The organism is Streptomyces sp. NPDC003284, assembly GCF_053589675.1.
Genome location: NZ_JBSFSI010000019.1, coordinates 101,199 through 117,465, shown reverse-complemented (window position 1 = coordinate 117,465; position 16,267 = coordinate 101,199). Strand labels below are relative to the sequence as shown.

Annotated in this window: 12 protein-coding genes; 8 read left to right on the top strand and 4 right to left on the bottom strand. The window is 72.5% G+C overall.

The window, feature by feature from the left end; all coding sequences use genetic code 11:
- Window positions 1-36: 36 nt before the first annotated feature.
- The 7 genes from ACWDYF_RS30590 (at window position 37) to ACWDYF_RS30560 (ending at window position 8,141) form a co-directional block, all read left to right on the top strand.
- Window positions 37-975, top strand: a complete 939-nt coding sequence (locus ACWDYF_RS30590; protein ID WP_018568289.1) for a M56 family metallopeptidase — start codon at window positions 37-39, stop codon at window positions 973-975.
- Window positions 976-1,197: 222 nt separating this feature from the next.
- Entirely contained in the window at window positions 1,198-1,989 is a 792-nt protein-coding gene (locus tag ACWDYF_RS30585; protein ID WP_018568288.1) for a GntR family transcriptional regulator, read from the top strand.
- 62 nt (window positions 1,990-2,051) lie between these two features.
- Complete coding sequence (locus tag ACWDYF_RS30580) at window positions 2,052-2,279, top strand: 4Fe-4S dicluster domain-containing protein (protein WP_018568287.1); 228 nt, start codon at window positions 2,052-2,054, stop codon at window positions 2,277-2,279.
- Between the two features lie 16 nt (window positions 2,280-2,295).
- Complete coding sequence (locus ACWDYF_RS30575; protein WP_389470779.1) at window positions 2,296-3,639, top strand: ABC transporter substrate-binding protein; 1,344 nt, start codon at window positions 2,296-2,298, stop codon at window positions 3,637-3,639.
- 80 nt (window positions 3,640-3,719) lie between these two features.
- Window positions 3,720-4,571, top strand: a complete 852-nt coding sequence (locus ACWDYF_RS30570) for an ABC transporter permease (RefSeq protein WP_381736854.1) — start codon at window positions 3,720-3,722, stop codon at window positions 4,569-4,571.
- The gene (locus ACWDYF_RS30565; RefSeq protein ID WP_389470782.1) at window positions 4,555-5,364 is read left to right on the top strand and encodes an ABC transporter ATP-binding protein; all 810 of its coding nucleotides are present in this window, start codon (window positions 4,555-4,557) and stop codon (window positions 5,362-5,364) included. The genes ACWDYF_RS30570 and ACWDYF_RS30565 overlap by 17 nt, the downstream gene beginning before the upstream one ends.
- An 11-nt stretch (window positions 5,365-5,375) precedes the next feature.
- Window positions 5,376-8,141, top strand: coding sequence for a fumarate reductase/succinate dehydrogenase flavoprotein subunit (locus ACWDYF_RS30560; RefSeq protein ID WP_389470785.1), 2,766 nt, complete (start codon window positions 5,376-5,378; stop codon window positions 8,139-8,141).
- An 82-nt stretch (window positions 8,142-8,223) separates the two neighbouring features.
- On the opposite strand, the gene recQ is transcribed toward ACWDYF_RS30560, so the two are convergent.
- The gene (recQ, locus tag ACWDYF_RS30555; RefSeq protein WP_381736770.1) at window positions 8,224-10,188 is read right to left on the bottom strand and encodes a DNA helicase RecQ; all 1,965 of its coding nucleotides are present in this window, start codon (window positions 10,186-10,188) and stop codon (window positions 8,224-8,226) included.
- A 226-nt stretch (window positions 10,189-10,414) separates the two neighbouring features.
- On the opposite strand from recQ, the gene ACWDYF_RS30550 reads away from it, so the two are divergent.
- Complete coding sequence (locus ACWDYF_RS30550) at window positions 10,415-11,017, top strand: Uma2 family endonuclease (protein WP_389470986.1); 603 nt, start codon at window positions 10,415-10,417, stop codon at window positions 11,015-11,017.
- Window positions 11,018-11,091: 74 nt separating this feature from the next.
- On the opposite strand, the gene nuoN is transcribed toward ACWDYF_RS30550, so the two are convergent.
- From nuoN to nuoL, 3 genes are read right to left on the bottom strand one after another with little or no spacing between them, the layout of a single operon-like run.
- Window positions 11,092-12,741, bottom strand: coding sequence for an NADH-quinone oxidoreductase subunit NuoN (gene nuoN / locus ACWDYF_RS30545; RefSeq protein ID WP_381736771.1), 1,650 nt, complete (start codon window positions 12,739-12,741; stop codon window positions 11,092-11,094).
- Window positions 12,738-14,309 carry an NADH-quinone oxidoreductase subunit M gene (locus tag ACWDYF_RS30540; RefSeq protein WP_018568279.1) on the bottom strand — a complete coding sequence of 524 codons (1,572 nt, stop codon included), beginning with the start codon at window positions 14,307-14,309 and terminating at the stop codon, window positions 12,738-12,740. The genes nuoN and ACWDYF_RS30540 overlap by 4 nt, the downstream gene beginning before the upstream one ends.
- A 5-nt stretch (window positions 14,310-14,314) precedes the next feature.
- Window positions 14,315-16,261: an NADH-quinone oxidoreductase subunit L gene (gene nuoL / locus ACWDYF_RS30535; protein ID WP_389470790.1), complete on the bottom strand. Its 1,947-nt coding sequence runs from the start codon at window positions 16,259-16,261 to the stop codon at window positions 14,315-14,317.
- Window positions 16,262-16,267: the final 6 nt, after the last annotated feature.

The following is a 16,267-nucleotide window of genomic DNA, read 5'->3' as shown; positions in this document are numbered from 1 at the left end:
TCCGCCCACCTCCGATCAGGATCCGGAGCCCGTGGCATGACCGTCTGCCTGCTCCTGCTGACCGCCGTCGCGCTGACGGCCGCCGTACCGGTCCCCCGCGCGCTGACGCGGGCGGAGTGGCCGGAGCGGGATCCCGTGGTCGCGCTGTGGGTCTGGCAGTGCCTGGTGGCCACCGTGCTGCTGTGCTGTCTGGCCGCCCTGGTCCTGGGCACCGCGGCCGTCTTCCACACCGTGCGCGACCGGGTGTTCGCGCCCGCGCCGCCCGCCGTGACCGCCGCGTACGACCTGTCGGTGGCGCCCGCGTGGGCCGCGGTCCTCACCCTGCTGCTGGCCTGCGGGGCCGCCTGGACCACCGCGATGCTCGGCCGCGAGGTCGCCGAGGCGCGCAGGCGCCGCGGGCTGGCCCGCGCGCACCTGCGCGAGCGCGCCCCCGACCTGCCCGAGGGGCTGCCCGTGGCCCGCGGGCCGATGCTGGTGCTGGAGGACGAGTACCCCGACGCCTGGTGGATGCCCGGACACCCGCCCCAGCTCATCGTCACCACGGGCGCGCTGCGGCGGCTGACGGGCCACCAGCTCGACGCCGTGCTCGCCCATGAACGCGGGCACGCCCGCGCCCACCACGACTGGCTGCTGCACCTGTCGACCGCGCTGGCGACCGGCTTCCCGCGCGTCCCGCTCTTCGCGCACTTCTGCGACCAGACGCACCGCCTGGTCGAACTGTCCGCCGACGACACCGCCTCGCGCCGCCACGGCCATCTGACCACGGCCCTCGCCCTGATCGAACTCAACCAGCACCGCGGGGTCCTCTCCTGCGCCTCCAGCCACCGCCTGCTGGGCGAGCGCGTGGACCGCCTCCTGGAGCCCCCGCCCCGGCTGGACCGCCGCCGCAGGGCGCTGACCACCACGGTGGCGGCGCTGGTGCCCCTGCTGCCGCTGCTGATCACGTTCGCCCCCGGGCTGACGGCGCTCGGCTGACGGCGTCGGCCGACGGCGGTCGGCTGACGACGATCGGCTGACGACGATCGGCTGACGGTGGTCGCCGGCCGTGCCTGGCCGGGTCCGGCGGACGGCCGCAGCTGGCAGATCTCCCACCACCGGACCGTGGAAGCGCAGGTCAGGACCGCTTTCCTGGCGCTCCCGGCTGGCGCAACACTTCAGCAACACGACTTTCCCTACCTGCTCGGTATGGTTCCAGCCATGCCAGCCGCCGACCGCATCCGGGACCACGCCGCCCAGGGCGCCGCGACCACCGTCGCCGCCCACCGGGCCAGGCGCCGGCTGCGCGCCGACCGGGCCAGGCAACTCGCCGACCTGCTGCGCAGACAGCTCCTCACCGGCGCCTTCGCCGACGGCCCGCTCCCCCACGAGGACCTGCTCGCCGCCGACTACCGCGCCTCCCGCAACACCGTCCGCCAGGCCCTGGACCTGCTGCGCGCCGAAGGGCTCGTGGACCGGCTGCCCGGTGTCGGCACGGTCGTCGTCGCCCGCAAGTACCCGCACGGCCTCGACCGGCTGATGGGGCTCGCGGAGACCCTGCGCGAACACGGCCGGGTCAGCAACGAGGTCCGCACCATGGGCCCCGCGCCCGCACCCGCCCCGGTGGCCGAACGCCTGCGCGTCCCGGCCGGAGCGGACGTCCTCTACATCGAACGGCTGCGCCGCCTGAACGGCCTCCCCCTCTCCCTCGACCTCACCTACGTCCCGCTCGACATCGGCACCGCCCTGCTCGACGCCGACCTGGAGAACACCGACGTCTTCCGGCTCCTGGAGACGATCACCGGACGGCCCCTCGGCCATGCCGAGATCACCCTGGAGGCCGTCAACGCCGACGCGCACTCCGCCGCCGTGCTCCAGGCCCCGCGCGGGGCGGCCGTACTGATGCTGGAACGCCTCACGCACCTCGACGACGGCCGCCCGGTGGACCTGGAGTTCATCCGCTTCCGCGGCGACCGCATCACCATGAGCGGCCTGCTGCGCCGCTCCGGGTGACCCACCCGCCTCCCCCGCTCACCCCTCCCCTTTCGCAGACGGACGACCTCCCGGAGACAGCCATGCCCTTGGCGCCCCAGCGGGCCGACGTGCCCGTGACCATCGACGAGTCGAAGTGCATCGACGGCTGCACGCTGTGCGTGGACATGTGCCCGCTGGACTCCCTCGCCATCGACACCAGCAGCGGCAAGGCGTACATGCACGTCGACGAGTGCTGGTACTGCGGCCCGTGCGCGGCCCGCTGTCCCACCGGTGCCGTGACGGTCAACATGCCCTATCTGCTCCGGTGAGAGGCCCGAACTCCCCATGAGACGCACCCCCGTCGCCCTGACCGCCCTCGCCCTGCTCGCCCCGCTGTCCGCCTGCGCCGGTACCGCGGCGGCCGGTGACGGCGCCACCGTCACGGTCACCGTCGGCTACCAGTCCAGGACCATCAACACCGTCACCGCCGGTACCCTGCTGCGCTCGCTCGGCTCCTTCGAGAAGCAGCTGAACGCCCTGCACGACGGCCACACCTACAAGGTCGTCTGGCAGGACTACGCCACCGGCGCCCCGATCACCGCGCAGATGACCGCCGGGAAGACCGACATCGGCTCCATGGGCGACTTCCCGCTGCTGATCAACGCGGCCCGCGGCAAGCAGCTGGGCCGCCCCACCCGCCTGGTCTCCGTCACCGGCTACAACCTGCGCGGCGGGCTCAACACCATCGTGACCGCACCCGGCTCGCCGCTCTCCTCCCTGGCCGGCCTCAAGGGCAGGAAGGTCTCCACGAGCATCGGATCCGCCGCCGACGGCACCCTCGTGCGCGCCCTGCGCCGGGCCGGGCTCGACCCGGACGAGGACATCCACAAGCTCAACCAGCAGCCCGCCGTGGGCGCCTCCGCCCTCGTCGCCGGCAGCGTCGACGCGCTGTCCCAGTTCGTCGCCTGGCCGGGGCTGCTCGCCTTCCAGGGCAAGGCGAAGGCGCTGTACGACGGCGCCCAGCTGAACCTGCCCACCTTCCACGGTGTCACCGCCCGCGAGGACTTCGCGAAGAAGCGCCCCGCCGTCCTGGAGGCGTTCCTCAAGGCCCAGGCCGAGGCCACCGCCTATCTGAACGCCCACCCGGTCGACGCCGCCGAGAAGGTCGCGAAGGCCACCGGACTGCCCGCCGAGGTCGTCTACCTCTACAACGGCGCCCACGGCATCGCCACCTTCGACCCGGCGCTGAAGCCCCAGTTGGTGTCCGCGCTGAAGCAGGACGTGTCGGTCCTGAAGGACGCCAAGCTCACCGGGGACGTCGACGTGGACGCCTTCGTCGACGACCGCTACGCGCGCCGGGCCCTCGGCGCGGCGTACGCCAAGAGCCTGGCCGCCGTGCCGCCGCCCGCGGCGAGCGAGGCGTGGGACCGGGGCGCCGCCCGCACCCGCGCCTTCGCCACGCCGAAGGAGCTGCTGGCGTACGTGGCCGCGCACCGCTCCGGCGTCCGCGCCGCGTACGTCCCCGACGCCACCACCGGCACCCTCTGGTTCGCCGACCGGGCCGTCTGGGTCGCCGACGGGGACGCCTTGCTGCCGTTCGTCACCCCGGCCACCGCACAGGCGTACCTCGGCGCGCACCCGGGCGCCCGCGCGGTCTCCTACGGCCAGGCACTGGAGCGGGCATCGTGAACGGGCGGAGCCCGGACACACGCGGCCCGCGCGGCGGGTACGCCCGGTATGCCCGGTACACCCGCGCCGGACGGTACGCGCTGCGCCTCCTGTCCGTGGCCGCCGCGCTCGGTCTGTGGCAACTGCTGACCGGGCTGAGGATCGACGCGTGGCTGCGCTTCTCGCAGTTCCCCACCGTCACCGAGGTCGCGCACGCCTTCGCCGGGCGGGTCCGCGGGGCGGACTACTGGACGGATCTGGCCGACAGCCTGACCCGGATCGCCACCGGCTTCCTGCTGGCGGCCGTCCTGGGCATCGCCGCCGGGGTGCTGGTGGCCCGCTCCCGGCTCGCCGAGGACCTGCTCGGGCCGCTCCTGGAGGTGGTCCGCCCGATCCCGGCCATCGCCCTCGTCCCGGTCGCGATCCTCCTGTTCCCCTCCGACGAGCAGGGCATCGTCTTCATCACCTGTGCCGCCGCCTTCTTCCCGGTGCTGGTCTCCACCCGGCACGCGGTCCGCGCGCTGGCCCCCGCCTGGGAGGAGGCCGTGCGCACCATGGGCGGCGGCCGGTGGCGGGTGCTGGGCTCGGTGGTGCTGCCGGGCGCGCTGCCCGGCATCTTCGGCGGGCTCTCGGTCGGCATCGGCGTGTCGTGGATCTGCGTGATCTCCGCCGAGATGATCTCCGGCGAGTACGGCGTCGGCTACCGCACCTGGCAGGACTACACCGTCGTCGACTACCCGGGCGTCTTCGTCGGGATGGTCACCATCGGTGTGCTCGGCCGGCTGACCTCCACGGCCGTGGAACTCCTCGGCCGCCGTCTGACCCGCTGGCTGCCCGGCGCCGCGCAGACCCCCGCCGCCCGGCCCCGCACACGGCGTCCCGCCGCGGCGCCGCCCGCCTCGCCCCAGGTCCCCCATCAGCCCGAGGAGGCACGCGATGAGCACCTCGTCTGAGGCCCGGACAGCGTCGGCGCCCGATGACAGCGCCCACCCGGAAGTCCCACGGACCCCGGGGCGCGGGCTCACGCTCGCCCTCCGCGGGGCCGTGCTCGGCCATCCCGGCGCCACCGCCCTCAGTGGCGTCGACCTGGAGGTGGCGCCCGGCGAGATCCTCACCGTGGTGGGCCCGTCCGGCTGCGGCAAGTCGACCCTGCTGCGCACCCTGGCCGGGCTGCTGGCACCGCTCGGCGGGGAGGTCACCCGGGACGGACGGCCGCTGACCGGCCCCGGGGCCGACCGCGCCCTCGTCTTCCAGGAGGACGCCCTGCTGCCCTGGCGCACCCTGCGGGCCAACGTCGAACTCCCGCTCGCCATCGCCAGGATGCCCCGCGCCGTACGCCGCGAGCGGGCCGAGGCGTGGCTCGGCCGGGTCGGACTGGCCGCGCAGGCACGGCAGTTGCCGCACCGGGTCTCCGGCGGGCAGCGCCAGCGCGCCCAACTGGCCCGTGCGCTGGCCGCCGGGCCGCGCGCCGTCCTGATGGACGAACCCTTCGGCGCCCTGGACGCCCAGACCCGGGCCGGCATGCAGGACCTGCTGGTCGAGGTGCTGGCCGGGACCGGCGCGACGGTCGTCTTCGTCACCCACGACGTGGACGAGGCGCTGTTCCTCGGCGACCGCGTGGCCCTGCTCGGCAGCGGCCGGCTCGTCGCCGTACGCGAGGTGCCGCGGCCGCGCGAGCGGGCGGCGCACGACGATCCGGCGCACACCGCGCTGCGGCGCGACGTCCTGTCCTCCCTCGGTACCTGAAAGGCCCTCTGGTGGAGATCCCCGCCCTCACCGACGCCCAAGAGCTGACCTGCGACGTCCTCGTCATCGGCGGCGGCACCGCCGGAACCATGGCGGCGCTGACCGCCGCCGAGCACGGCGCGGACGTCCTGCTGCTGGAGAAGGCGCACGTCCGGCACTCCGGCGCGCTCGCCATGGGCATGGACGGCGTCAACAACGCGGTCGTCCCCGGCCGCGCCGAACCCGACGACTACGTCGCCGAGATCACCCGCGCCAACGACGGCATCGTCGACCAGTCCACCGTCCGCCAGACCGCCACCCGCGGCTTCGCGATGGTGCGGCGGCTGGAGTCGTACGGGGTGAAGTTCGAGAAGGACGAGCACGGCGAGTACGCGGTCCGGCAGGTGCACCGCTCCGGCTCCTATGTGCTGCCGATGCCCGAGGGCAAGGACGTGAAGAAGGTCCTGTACCGGCAGCTCCGGCGGCGCGAGATGCGCGAGCGGATCCGGATCGAGAACCGGCTGATGCCGGTGCGCGTGCTCACCGCGGACGCGGGCGGAGAGCGGCGCGCGGTCGGCGCCGTCGCCTTCCACACCCGCACCGGCGCCTTCACCGTGGTCCGCGCGGGCGCCGTGATCCTGGCGACCGGCCCCTGCGGACGGCTCGGCCTGCCCGCCTCCGGCTACCTCTACGGCACCTACGAGAACCCGACCAACGCCGGTGACGGCTACGCCATGGCCTACCACGCGGGCGCCGAACTGACCGGCATCGAGTGCTTCCAGATCAACCCGCTGATCAAGGACTACAACGGCCCGGCCTGCGCCTACGTCGCCAACCCCTTCGGCGGCTACCAGGTCAACCGGCACGGCGAGCGGTTCGTCGACTCCGACTACTGGTCCGGGCAGATGATGGCCGAGTTCGCCGCCGAGGTGGCCTCCGACCGCGGTCCGGTCTATCTGAAGCTGAGCCATCTGCCCGAGGAGTCGGTGGCCGCGCTGGAGTCGATCCTGCACTCCACCGAACGCCCCACCCGGGGCACCTTCCACTCCGGGCGCGGCCACGACTACCGCACCCACGACGTGGAGATGCACATCTCCGAGATCGGCCTGTGCGGCGGCCACTCCGCCTCCGGGGTCCGCGTCGACGACCACGCCCGCACCACCGTCCCCGGGCTGTACGCCGCCGGTGATCTGGCCTGTGTGCCGCACAACTACATGATCGGCGCGTTCGTCTTCGGTGAGCTGGCGGGCGCCGACGCGGCCCGGTACCGGCCCTACGCGGGTGTGCTGCCGGAGGATCAGGTGCGCGAGGCGCACGAGCTGATCTACCGTCCGCTGCGCCACCCGGAGGGCCCGCCGCAGACCCAGGTCGAGTACAAGCTGCGCCGCTTCGTGAACGACTACGTGGCCCCGCCGAAGTCGGGGGCGCGGCTGTCGCTGGCGCTGGAGGCGTTCGAGCGGATGCGCGAGGACATCGCCGCGATGGGCGCGCGCACCCCGCACGAGCTGATGCGCTGCGCCGAGGTCACCTTCATCCGCGACTGCGCGGAGATGGCCGCCCGTGCCTCGCTGGCCCGCACGGAGTCCCGCTGGGGCCTCTACCACGAGCGCCTGGACCATCCGCGGCGCGACGACGACTCCTGGTTCCACCATCTCGATCTGCACAAGTCCCCCTTGGGTGCGATGGAGTTCACGGCCCGTCCGGTGGCTCCCTATCTGGTCCCGGTGGACGGCTACGCCCCGGTGGGCGGACCGTCCCGGCTCCTCGGCGAGGTCCGCGCCGAGGACGTCGCCACGGCCGGTGCCCGCGACACCGCGCCCGCCGCACCGCCCGCCCCGCTGCCTGCCGCGCCCGCAGTGCCCGCCGCGAGCGGGGCACCCGGGGCGCCGGACGCGTCCGGTGAGCCGGGCACGGGCGGCGGCTCGGCGCGGCTGCTGGAACTCGTCTCCCTGGCCGACGCGGAACCCGGTCTCGATGTCCTCACCCCCTATCTGGACGACCCGGACGCCGAGGTGCGGCGGGCCGCCGTCGGCGTGCTCACCGAGACCGTGCCGCCCGGGACCGGTCCGGCCCTGGCCGCCGCCCTGCGCGACGGCCACGGGAGCGTCCGCGCCGCCGCCGCGGCCTCGCTGCGCGAACTGGTCGAGACGCTGCCGCCCGACCCGGCGCTGCGCGAGGGCCTGACCGGGGCGCTGGCCGGGCCCGACCCGGTGGTCCGGGCCACCGCCCTCGACGTTCTGCGCGCCCTGCGGCTGGGCGACGCCGCGGTGTTCGCCGCCGCCCTCGCCGACCCGGACACCTCGGTGCGGATCGAGGCCGTGCGCGCCCTGGTCTCGGTCGACGCCGCCGAGGCGGTGGCCGGTGCGGCCGGTGATCCGTCCCGTGAGGTGCGGGTCGCGGTGGCCAAGGCGCTGGGCGGGCTCGGCGGCGGTCACCGCGCCGTGGCCGCGCTGGACCGGCTGACCGGGGACGCGGACGTGCTGGTGCGCGGTGCGGCGTTCGCCGCGGTGGCCGCCGCCGGGGTGCCTCCGGTGTTCGCCGCGCGTGCCGTGGCGGCGCTGGGCGACGGGGCCTGGCAGGTCCGGGCGGGCGCGGCGACCGCGCTGTCCGCGGCGGACGCCGGGACCGCCGTACCCGCCCTGGCCGGGGCCCTCGGCGACCCCAACGGGGACGTCCGCAAGGCCGCGGTCCTGGCGCTGACCCGGCACACCGCGTCGGCCTCGGCCCGAGCCGCCCTGGCCACGGCCACCGCCGACCCGGACGCGGATGTCAGGGCCTACGCGTCACGAGCGCTGTGACCCGCGGGCGGGGCCGGGCCGAGGCACCTCCCGGCCGGTCCCGCCCGGCCGGCTGTCTCCGGTCGTCCTCTGTCCGGTCGTCCTATATCCAGTCGTCGTCCGGCTCCGGCTCGGGCTCCGGGCCGAAGTCCGGCTCGGGCCCGGTGTCGGAGGAGAGGCCGGGAGCGGAAGCGGGGGCGGGACGGTCGCCGGACGGGGCCGACAGCGACTTCAGCACGCCGATGACGCCCTCCCCGTAGGTCGCGAGCTTCTTCTCGCCGACCCCGCCGACCGTGCCGAGCTGCGCCACCGAGTCCGGCCGGAGCATGACGATCTCGCGGAGGGTGGCGTCGTGGAAGATGACGTACGCGGGGACGCCCTGCTCGCGGGCCTGTTCGGCGCGCCAGGCGCGCAGCGCCTCGAAGGCGGGGAGCAGCTCCGCGGGCAGCTCCGCCACGGCGGCCTTGCCCTTGCCCCGCCCGGAGGACGAGGACGACGCGGAGCGCGCGGTGGCCGGCCGCTTCGGTTCCTTGCGCAGCGGCACCTTCCGGTCGGCGCGCAGCACCTCGCCGCTGGCCTCGGTCAGCACCAGCGTGCCGTACTCGCCCTCGACCGCGAGCAGTCCCTGCGCCAGCAGCTGGCGGACGACCCCGCGCCACTCGCCCTCGGCCAGCTCCGTGCCGATGCCGAAGACGGAGAGCTGGTCGTGGTCGAACTGGATCACCTTGCCGGTGCGCTTGCCCAGCAGGATGTCGATGATCTGCACGGCGCCGAACTTCTGCCCCCGCTCGCGCTGGAGCCGGACCACCGTGGAGAGCACCTTCTGGGCGGCGACCGTGCCGTCCCAGGTCTCCGGCGGGGTCAGGCAGGTGTCGCAGTTGCCGCAGCCGCTCGCGTCGGGGTCCTGGCCGAAGTAGGCGAGGAGGCGGCCGCGGCGGCAGCCGGCCGTCTCGCACAGGGCGAGCATCGAGTCCAGGTGGGCGGCGGCGCGGCGGCGGAAGGCCTCGTCGCCCTCGCCGGACTGGATCATCTTGCGCTGCTGGATGACGTCGTTCAGGCCGTAGGCCATCCAGGCGGTGGAGGGCAGGCCGTCGCGTCCGGCGCGGCCGGTCTCCTGGTAGTAGCCCTCGACGGACTTGGGCAGGTCGAGATGGGCGACGAAGCGGACGTCCGGCTTGTCGATGCCCATGCCGAAGGCGATGGTCGCGACCACGACGAGGCCGTCCTCGCGCAGGAAGCGGGCCTGGTGCGTGGCGCGGGTGCCCGCGTCGAGGCCCGCGTGGTAGGGCACCGCGCGGACGCCGTTGGCCGACAGGAACTCGGCGGTCTTCTCCACGGAGTTGCGCGAGAGGCAGTACACGATGCCCGCGTCGCCCTCGTGCTCCGCGCGCAGGAAGGCCAGGAGCTGCTTCTTGGGGTCGGCCTTGGGCACGATCCGGTACTGGATGTTGGGCCGGTCGAAGCTGGCCTCGAAGTGCCGGGCCCGCGGCATGTCCAGCCGCTGGGTGATCTCCTGGTGCGTGGCCCGGGTGGCGGTCGCGGTGAGCGCGATCCGGGGCACGTCGGGCCAGCGCTCGCCCAGCAGGGACAGCGACAGGTAGTCGGGGCGGAAGTCGTGGCCCCACTGGGAGACGCAGTGGGCCTCGTCGATGGCGAAGACGGAGATCTTGCCGCGGGAGAGCAGGTCGAGCGTGGCGTCCAGGCGCAGCCGCTCCGGTGCCAGATAGAGCAGGTCCAGCTCGCCCGCGAGGAACTCCGCCTCGACCGTGCGGCGCTCGTCGAAGTCCTGGGTGGAGTTGACGAAACCGGCGCGCACACCGAGCGCGCGCAGGGCGTCCACCTGGTCCTGCATCAGCGCGATCAGCGGGGAGACCACTATGCCCGTGCCGGGCCTGACCAGGGCGGGGATCTGGTAGCACAGCGACTTGCCGCCGCCGGTCGGCATGAGCACGACGGCGTCGCCGCCGGTGATCACATGCTCGATGACCGCTTCCTGCTCGCCCCGGAACGCCTCGTACCCGAAGACCCGGCGCAGCGTGGCCAGCGCCTCGCTGTCCGTCACTGCCATGTCGGTGACACCGCCTGTCCCACCCATCGTCTCGTCCCCCGCCCGTCGTCCCTCGACCACTTCCTCCACGATAGGGGGCGCCGCCGACAGCGATGGACTTATCCACAGGCCGGACCCGGGGCGCCGGTCAACGACACAGGACTCGTTCACACGTACGCAGGAGACCTGCCTGTTTCCGGCCGATAGTCTGAACGCACCGGCGAGACTCCGTCCCATGGGAGCACTGATGAGCGTCGAACCGAAGACGTCCAAGCCCACCTGGCCGACTCCGCCGGAAGGCGGATGGACCGCCGACGACCTGGACCGCCTCCCGAATCTGCCTCCGCATACGGAACTGATCGACGGGAGCCTGGTCTTCGTGAGTCCGCAGACCCTTTTCCACTCGCGTGCAGTGAGTTTCTTCGAGTGGCAACTGCAGTCCGTGGCACCTGAACAGGTCCAAGTAGTGCGCGAGCTCACCATCGAGATCGACCGACAGAATCGCCCTGAGCCGGATGTGGTCGTAGTACGCAGCGACGCCGTGGAGAACGCGAAGCAGACCCGGTTCCGGGCGGAGGCAGTCGTTCTTGCCATCGAGGTTGTCTCCGATGAATCCGTCTCCCGCGACCGCGAGACCAAGCCTCTCAAGTACGCCCGAGCGAAGATCCCCCACTACTGGAGAGTCGAGAACGAGAACGACCGCGCCGTCGTGCACGTCTTCGAGCTGGAGCCCACCACCGGTACGTACACGAGCACAGGCATCTTCCGTGAGCAGCTGAAGACGGACGTCCCGTTCACGATGGACCTCGACCTGACCGGGATCAAGACCCGCCACGGAGGCACCCGGTAACCCCTCCAGGCACAGCCGAGCGGCCCGGCTCCCCACACGGGGAGCCGGGCCGCTTCGTCGTGGCGCGGCGGGACTCAGCGCACGAACACCCCCGCCTGGTTCGCCAGGTCCAGGAAGTACTGGGGGGCGACGCCGAGGACGACCGTGACGGCGACGCCCACGGCGATGGCGGTCATGGTCAGGGGCGAGGGGACCGCGACGGTGGGGCCCTCGGGGTGGGGCTCGCTGAAGAACATGAGGACGATCACACGGATGTAGAAGAAGGCGGCGACCGCGGAGGAGATCACACCGATCACGACCAGCGGGGCCGCGCCGCCCTCCGCCGCCGCCTTGAAGACGGCGAACTTACCGGCGAAGCCGCTGGTCAGCGGGATACCGGCGAAGGCCAGCAGGAAGACGGCGAAGACGGCCGCCACCAGCGGGGAGCGCCGGCCGAGCCCGGCCCACTTGGACAGGTGCGTGGCCTCGCCGCCCGCGTCGCGGACCAGGGTGACCACGGCGAAGGCGCCGATCGTCACGAAGGAGTACGCGGCCAGATAGAAGAGGACGGAGGAGACGCCGTCCTTCGAGGTGGCGATGACACCCGCGAGGATGAAGCCCGCATGGGCGACCGACGAGTACGCCAGCAGCCGTTTGATGTCGGTCTGGGTGATCGCGACGATCGCACCGCCCAGCATGGTGATGATCGCCACGCCCCACATCACCGGCCGCCAGTCCCAGCGCAGCCCCGGCAGCACCACGTACAGCAGCCGCAGCAGCGCGCCGAACGCGGCCACCTTGGTCGCCGCGGCCATGAAGCCGGTGACCGGGGTCGGGGCGCCCTGGTAGACGTCGGGCGTCCACATGTGGAACGGCACGGCGCCGACCTTGAACAGCAGTCCCATCACGACCAGCGCGGTGCCGATCAGCAGCAGCGCGTCGTTCCCGGTGGTGTTGGCCAGGGCCGGGTCGACGGTGGGCACATTGCCCTCGACGACCTGCGCGATCGTCGTGTACGACACCGAGCCCGCGTACCCGTACAGCAGGGCGATGCCGAACAGGGTGAACGCCGAGGCGAACGCGCCGAGCAGGAAGTACTTGACCGCGGCCTCCTGCGACATCAGCCGCTTGCGGCGGGCCAGCGCGCACAGCAGGTACAGCGGGAGGGAGAAGACCTCCAGGGCCACGAACAGCGTCAGCAGGTCGTTGGCCGAGGGGAAGACCAGCAGGCCCGCGACCGCGAACAGCAGCAGCGGGAACACCTCGGTGGTGGTGAACCCGGCCTTCACCGCGGCCTTCTCGCCGTCACTGCCCGGCACGGCGGACGCCTGCGCGGCGAAGGAGTCGACGCGGTTGCCGTGCACCTCCGGGTCCAGGCGCCGCTCGGCGAAGGTGAACAGGCCGACCAGTCCGGCCAGCAGGATCGTGCCCTGGAGGAACAGGGACGGCCCGTCGACGGCGATGGCGCCCATGGCGGCGATGTGCGCCTTGGTGGTGCCGTAGCCGTCCGCCGCGAGCGCGACGACCGCGGCGAAGGCGGCGCACAGCGCGACGGCGGACACGAACACCTGCGCGTAGTACCGCGACTTGCGCGGGACGAACGCCTCGACCAGCACCCCGACGATCGCCGCGCCCACGACGATGAGGGTGGGCGACAGCTGCCCGTACTCGATCTTCGGCGCGCCGATCTTGGCGATCGGGTCGGCCGCGGTTGTCCACAGGCTGTGGACGGCTGCTGCGCTCACTTCGCCGCCTCCAGGTCGGGCTTGGGGTCGGTCTTGTGTACGTCGGACATGGTCTGCTTGACCGCCGGGTTCACGATGTTCGTCACGGGCTTGGGGTAGACGCCCAGGAAGACCAGCAGCACGATCAGCGGGGCCACGACCACCAGCTCACGCACCCTGAGGTCGGGCATCGCGGAGACCTCCGGCTTGACCGGGCCGGTCATCGTCCGCTGGTAGAGGACGAGCACGTACAGCGCGGCGAGCACGATGCCCAGGGTGGCGACGATGCCGATGGCCGGGTACCGGGTGAAGGTGCCGACCAGCACCAGGAACTCACTGACGAAGGGCGCGAGCCCCGGCAGCGAGAGGGTCGCGAGACCGCCGATCAGGAAGGTCCCGGCGAGCACCGGGGCGACCTTCTGCACCCCGCCGTAGTCGGCGATGAGCCGCGAGCCGCGCCGGGAGATCAGGAAGCCGGCGACCAGCAGCAGCGCGGCCGTGGAGATGCCGTGGTTGACCATGTAGAGCGTCGCGCCGGACTGGCCCTGGCTGGTCATCGCGAAGATGCCCATGATGATGAAGCCGAAGTGCGAGATCGACGCGTACGCCACCAGCCGCTTGATGTCCCGCTGGCCGACCGCCAGCAGCGCGCCGTAGATGATGCTGATCACGGCGAGGACGAGGATGACGGGCGTCGCCCACTTGCTGGCCTCCGGGAAGAGCTGGAGGCAGAAGCGGAGCATCGCGAAGGTGCCCACCTTGTCGACGACCGCCGTGATGAGGACGGCGACCGGGGCGGTGGACTCCCCCATCGCGTTGGGCAGCCAGGTGTGCAGCGGCCACAGCGGCGCCTTCACCGCGAAGGCGAAGAAGAAGCCGAGGAACAGCCAGCGCTCGGTGCCGGTCGCCATGTGCAGCGAACCGTTGGCGCGGGCCTCGGCGATCTCGGCCAGCGAGAAGTTCCCCGCGACCACGTACAGGCCGATCACCGCGGCCAGCATGATCAGGCCGCCGACCAGGTTGTAGAGGAGGAACTTCACCGCCGCGTACGACCGCTGGGTGGCGGCCGCCTGCTCGCCGTGCTCGTGGGCCCGGTCCCCGAAGCCGCCGATCAGGAAGTACAGCGGGATCAGCATGGCTTCGAAGAAGATGTAGAAGAGGAAGACGTCGGTGGCCTCGAAGGAGAGGATCACCATCGCCTCGACGGCCAGGATCAGGGCGAAGAAGCCCTGCGTGGGACGCCAGCGGCGGCTGCCGGTCTCCAGCGGGTCTGCGTCGTGCCAGCCCGCGAGGATCACGAACGGGATCAGCAGCGCGGTCAGCCCGACCAGCGCCACCCCGATGCCGTCCACGCCCAGTTCGTAGCGGACGCCGAAGGCCGCGATCCAGGAGTGGGACTCGGTGAGCTGGTAGCGGGCGCCGTCCGGGTCGAAGCGGACCAGGGTGGCGACGGCCAGCGCGAGCGTGCCCAGGGAGACGGCCAGGGCGAGCCATTTGGCGGCGGTGCGCCGGGCCGCCGGTACGGCGGCCGTGGCGACGGCCCCGACGGCCGGGAGCACCGCCGTCGCTGTCAGCAGAGGAAAGGACATCGGTATCAGACCGCCCTCATCAGCAGGGTCGCGGCGACCAGGAGGGCCGCACCGCCGAACATCGAGACCGCGTACGAGCGGGCGAAGCCGTTCTGGAGGCGGCGCAGCCGCCCGGACAGGCCGCCCACGGAGGCCGCCGTGCCGTTGACGACCCCGTCGACCAGGGTGTGGTCGACGTACACGAGCGACCGGGTGAGGTGTTCACCGCCGCGGACCAGGACGACGTGGTTGAAGTCGTCCTGGAGCAGGTCGCGGCGGGCGGCGCGGGTGAGCAGCGAGCCGCGCGGGGCCACCGCCGGGACCGGCTTGCGGCCGTACTGGGCCCAGGCGATGCCGACGCCGATCACCAGGCAGACCATGGTGGCGCCGGTGACGGCGGCGGCGCTGAGCGGCGAGTCGCCCTCGCTGTGCCCGGTGACCGGCTCCAGCCAGTGCAGGAAGCGGTCGCCGATGCTGAAGAACGCGCCGCCGAAGACCGACCCGAAGGCCAGCACGATCATCGGGACGGTCATGCTCTTCGGGGACTCGTGCGGATGCGGCTCGGCGTGCGCGCCGCGCTCCCCGGCCGCCGGTTCGGCGCCGGGCCCGGCGGGCGAGGCGGTGGCCCGGTGGCGCCAGCGCTCCTCGCCGAAGAACGTCATCAGCATCACGCGGGTCATGTAGAACGCGGTGATGGCCGCGCCCAGCAGGGCCGCGCCGCCGAGGATCCAGCCCTCGGTGCCGCCCTTGGCGAAGGCCGCCTCGATGATCTTGTCCTTGGAGAAGAAGCCGGACAGGCCCGGGAAGCCGATGATGGCGAGGTAGCCGAGGCCGAAGGTGATGAAGGTGACCGGCATGTACTTGCGCAGACCGCCGTACCTGCGCATGTCGACCTCGTCGTCCATGCCGTGCATGACGGAGCCCGCGCCGAGGAACAGCCCGGCCTTGAAGAAGCCGTGCGTCACCAGGTGCATGATCGCGAAGACATAGCCGATCGGGCCGAGCCCGGCGGCCAGCACCATGTAGCCGATCTGCGACATCGTCGAACCGGCCAGCGCCTTCTTGATGTCGTCCTTGGCGCAACCGACGATCGCACCGAAGAGCAGCGTGACCGCGCCGACCACGGTGACGGCGAGCTGCGCGTCGGGCGCGCCGTTGAAGATCGCGCCGGAACGGACGATCAGGTAGACGCCCGCGGTCACCATCGTGGCGGCGTGGATGAGGGCGGAGACCGGGGTCGGGCCCTCCATCGCGTCACCGAGCCAGGACTGAAGCGGCACCTGGGCGGACTTGCCGCAGGCCGCGAGCAGCAGCATCAGGCCGATCGCGGTGAGCTTGCCCTCGCTCGCGTCGCCCGCGCTGCCCAGCACCGGGCCGAAGGCGAAGGTGCCGAAGGTGGTGAACATCAGCATGATCGCGATCGACAGGCCCATGTCGCCGACGCGGTTGACCAGGAACGCCTTCTTGGCGGCGGTGGCCGCGCTGGGCTTGTGCTGCCAGAAGCCGATCAGCAGGTAGGAGGCGAGACCGACGCCCTCCCAGCCGACGTACAGCAGCAGGTAGTTGTCGGCGAGGACGAGCAGCAGCATCGCCGCGAGGAACAGGTTGAGATAGCCGAAGAAGCGGCGGCGCCGCTCGTCGTGCTCCATGTACCCGACGGAGTACAGGTGGATGAGCGAGCCGACGCCGGTGATCAGCAGGACGAACGTCATCGACAGCTGGTCGAGCCGGAAGGTGACGTCCGCCTGGAAACCGGCCACCGGGATCCAGCTGAACAGGTGCTGGACCACGGTGCGGTGTTCGGCGCCCTTGCCGAGCAGGTCGGCGAAGAGGACCAGGCCGATCACGAACGAGGCGCCGGCGAGCAGGGTGCCGATCCAGTGGCCGACGGCGTCCAGGCGCCGGCCGCCGACCAGCAGGACGGCCGCTCCGAGCAGGGGCGCCGCGATCAGCAGCGCAATCAGGTTCTCCACGATTCT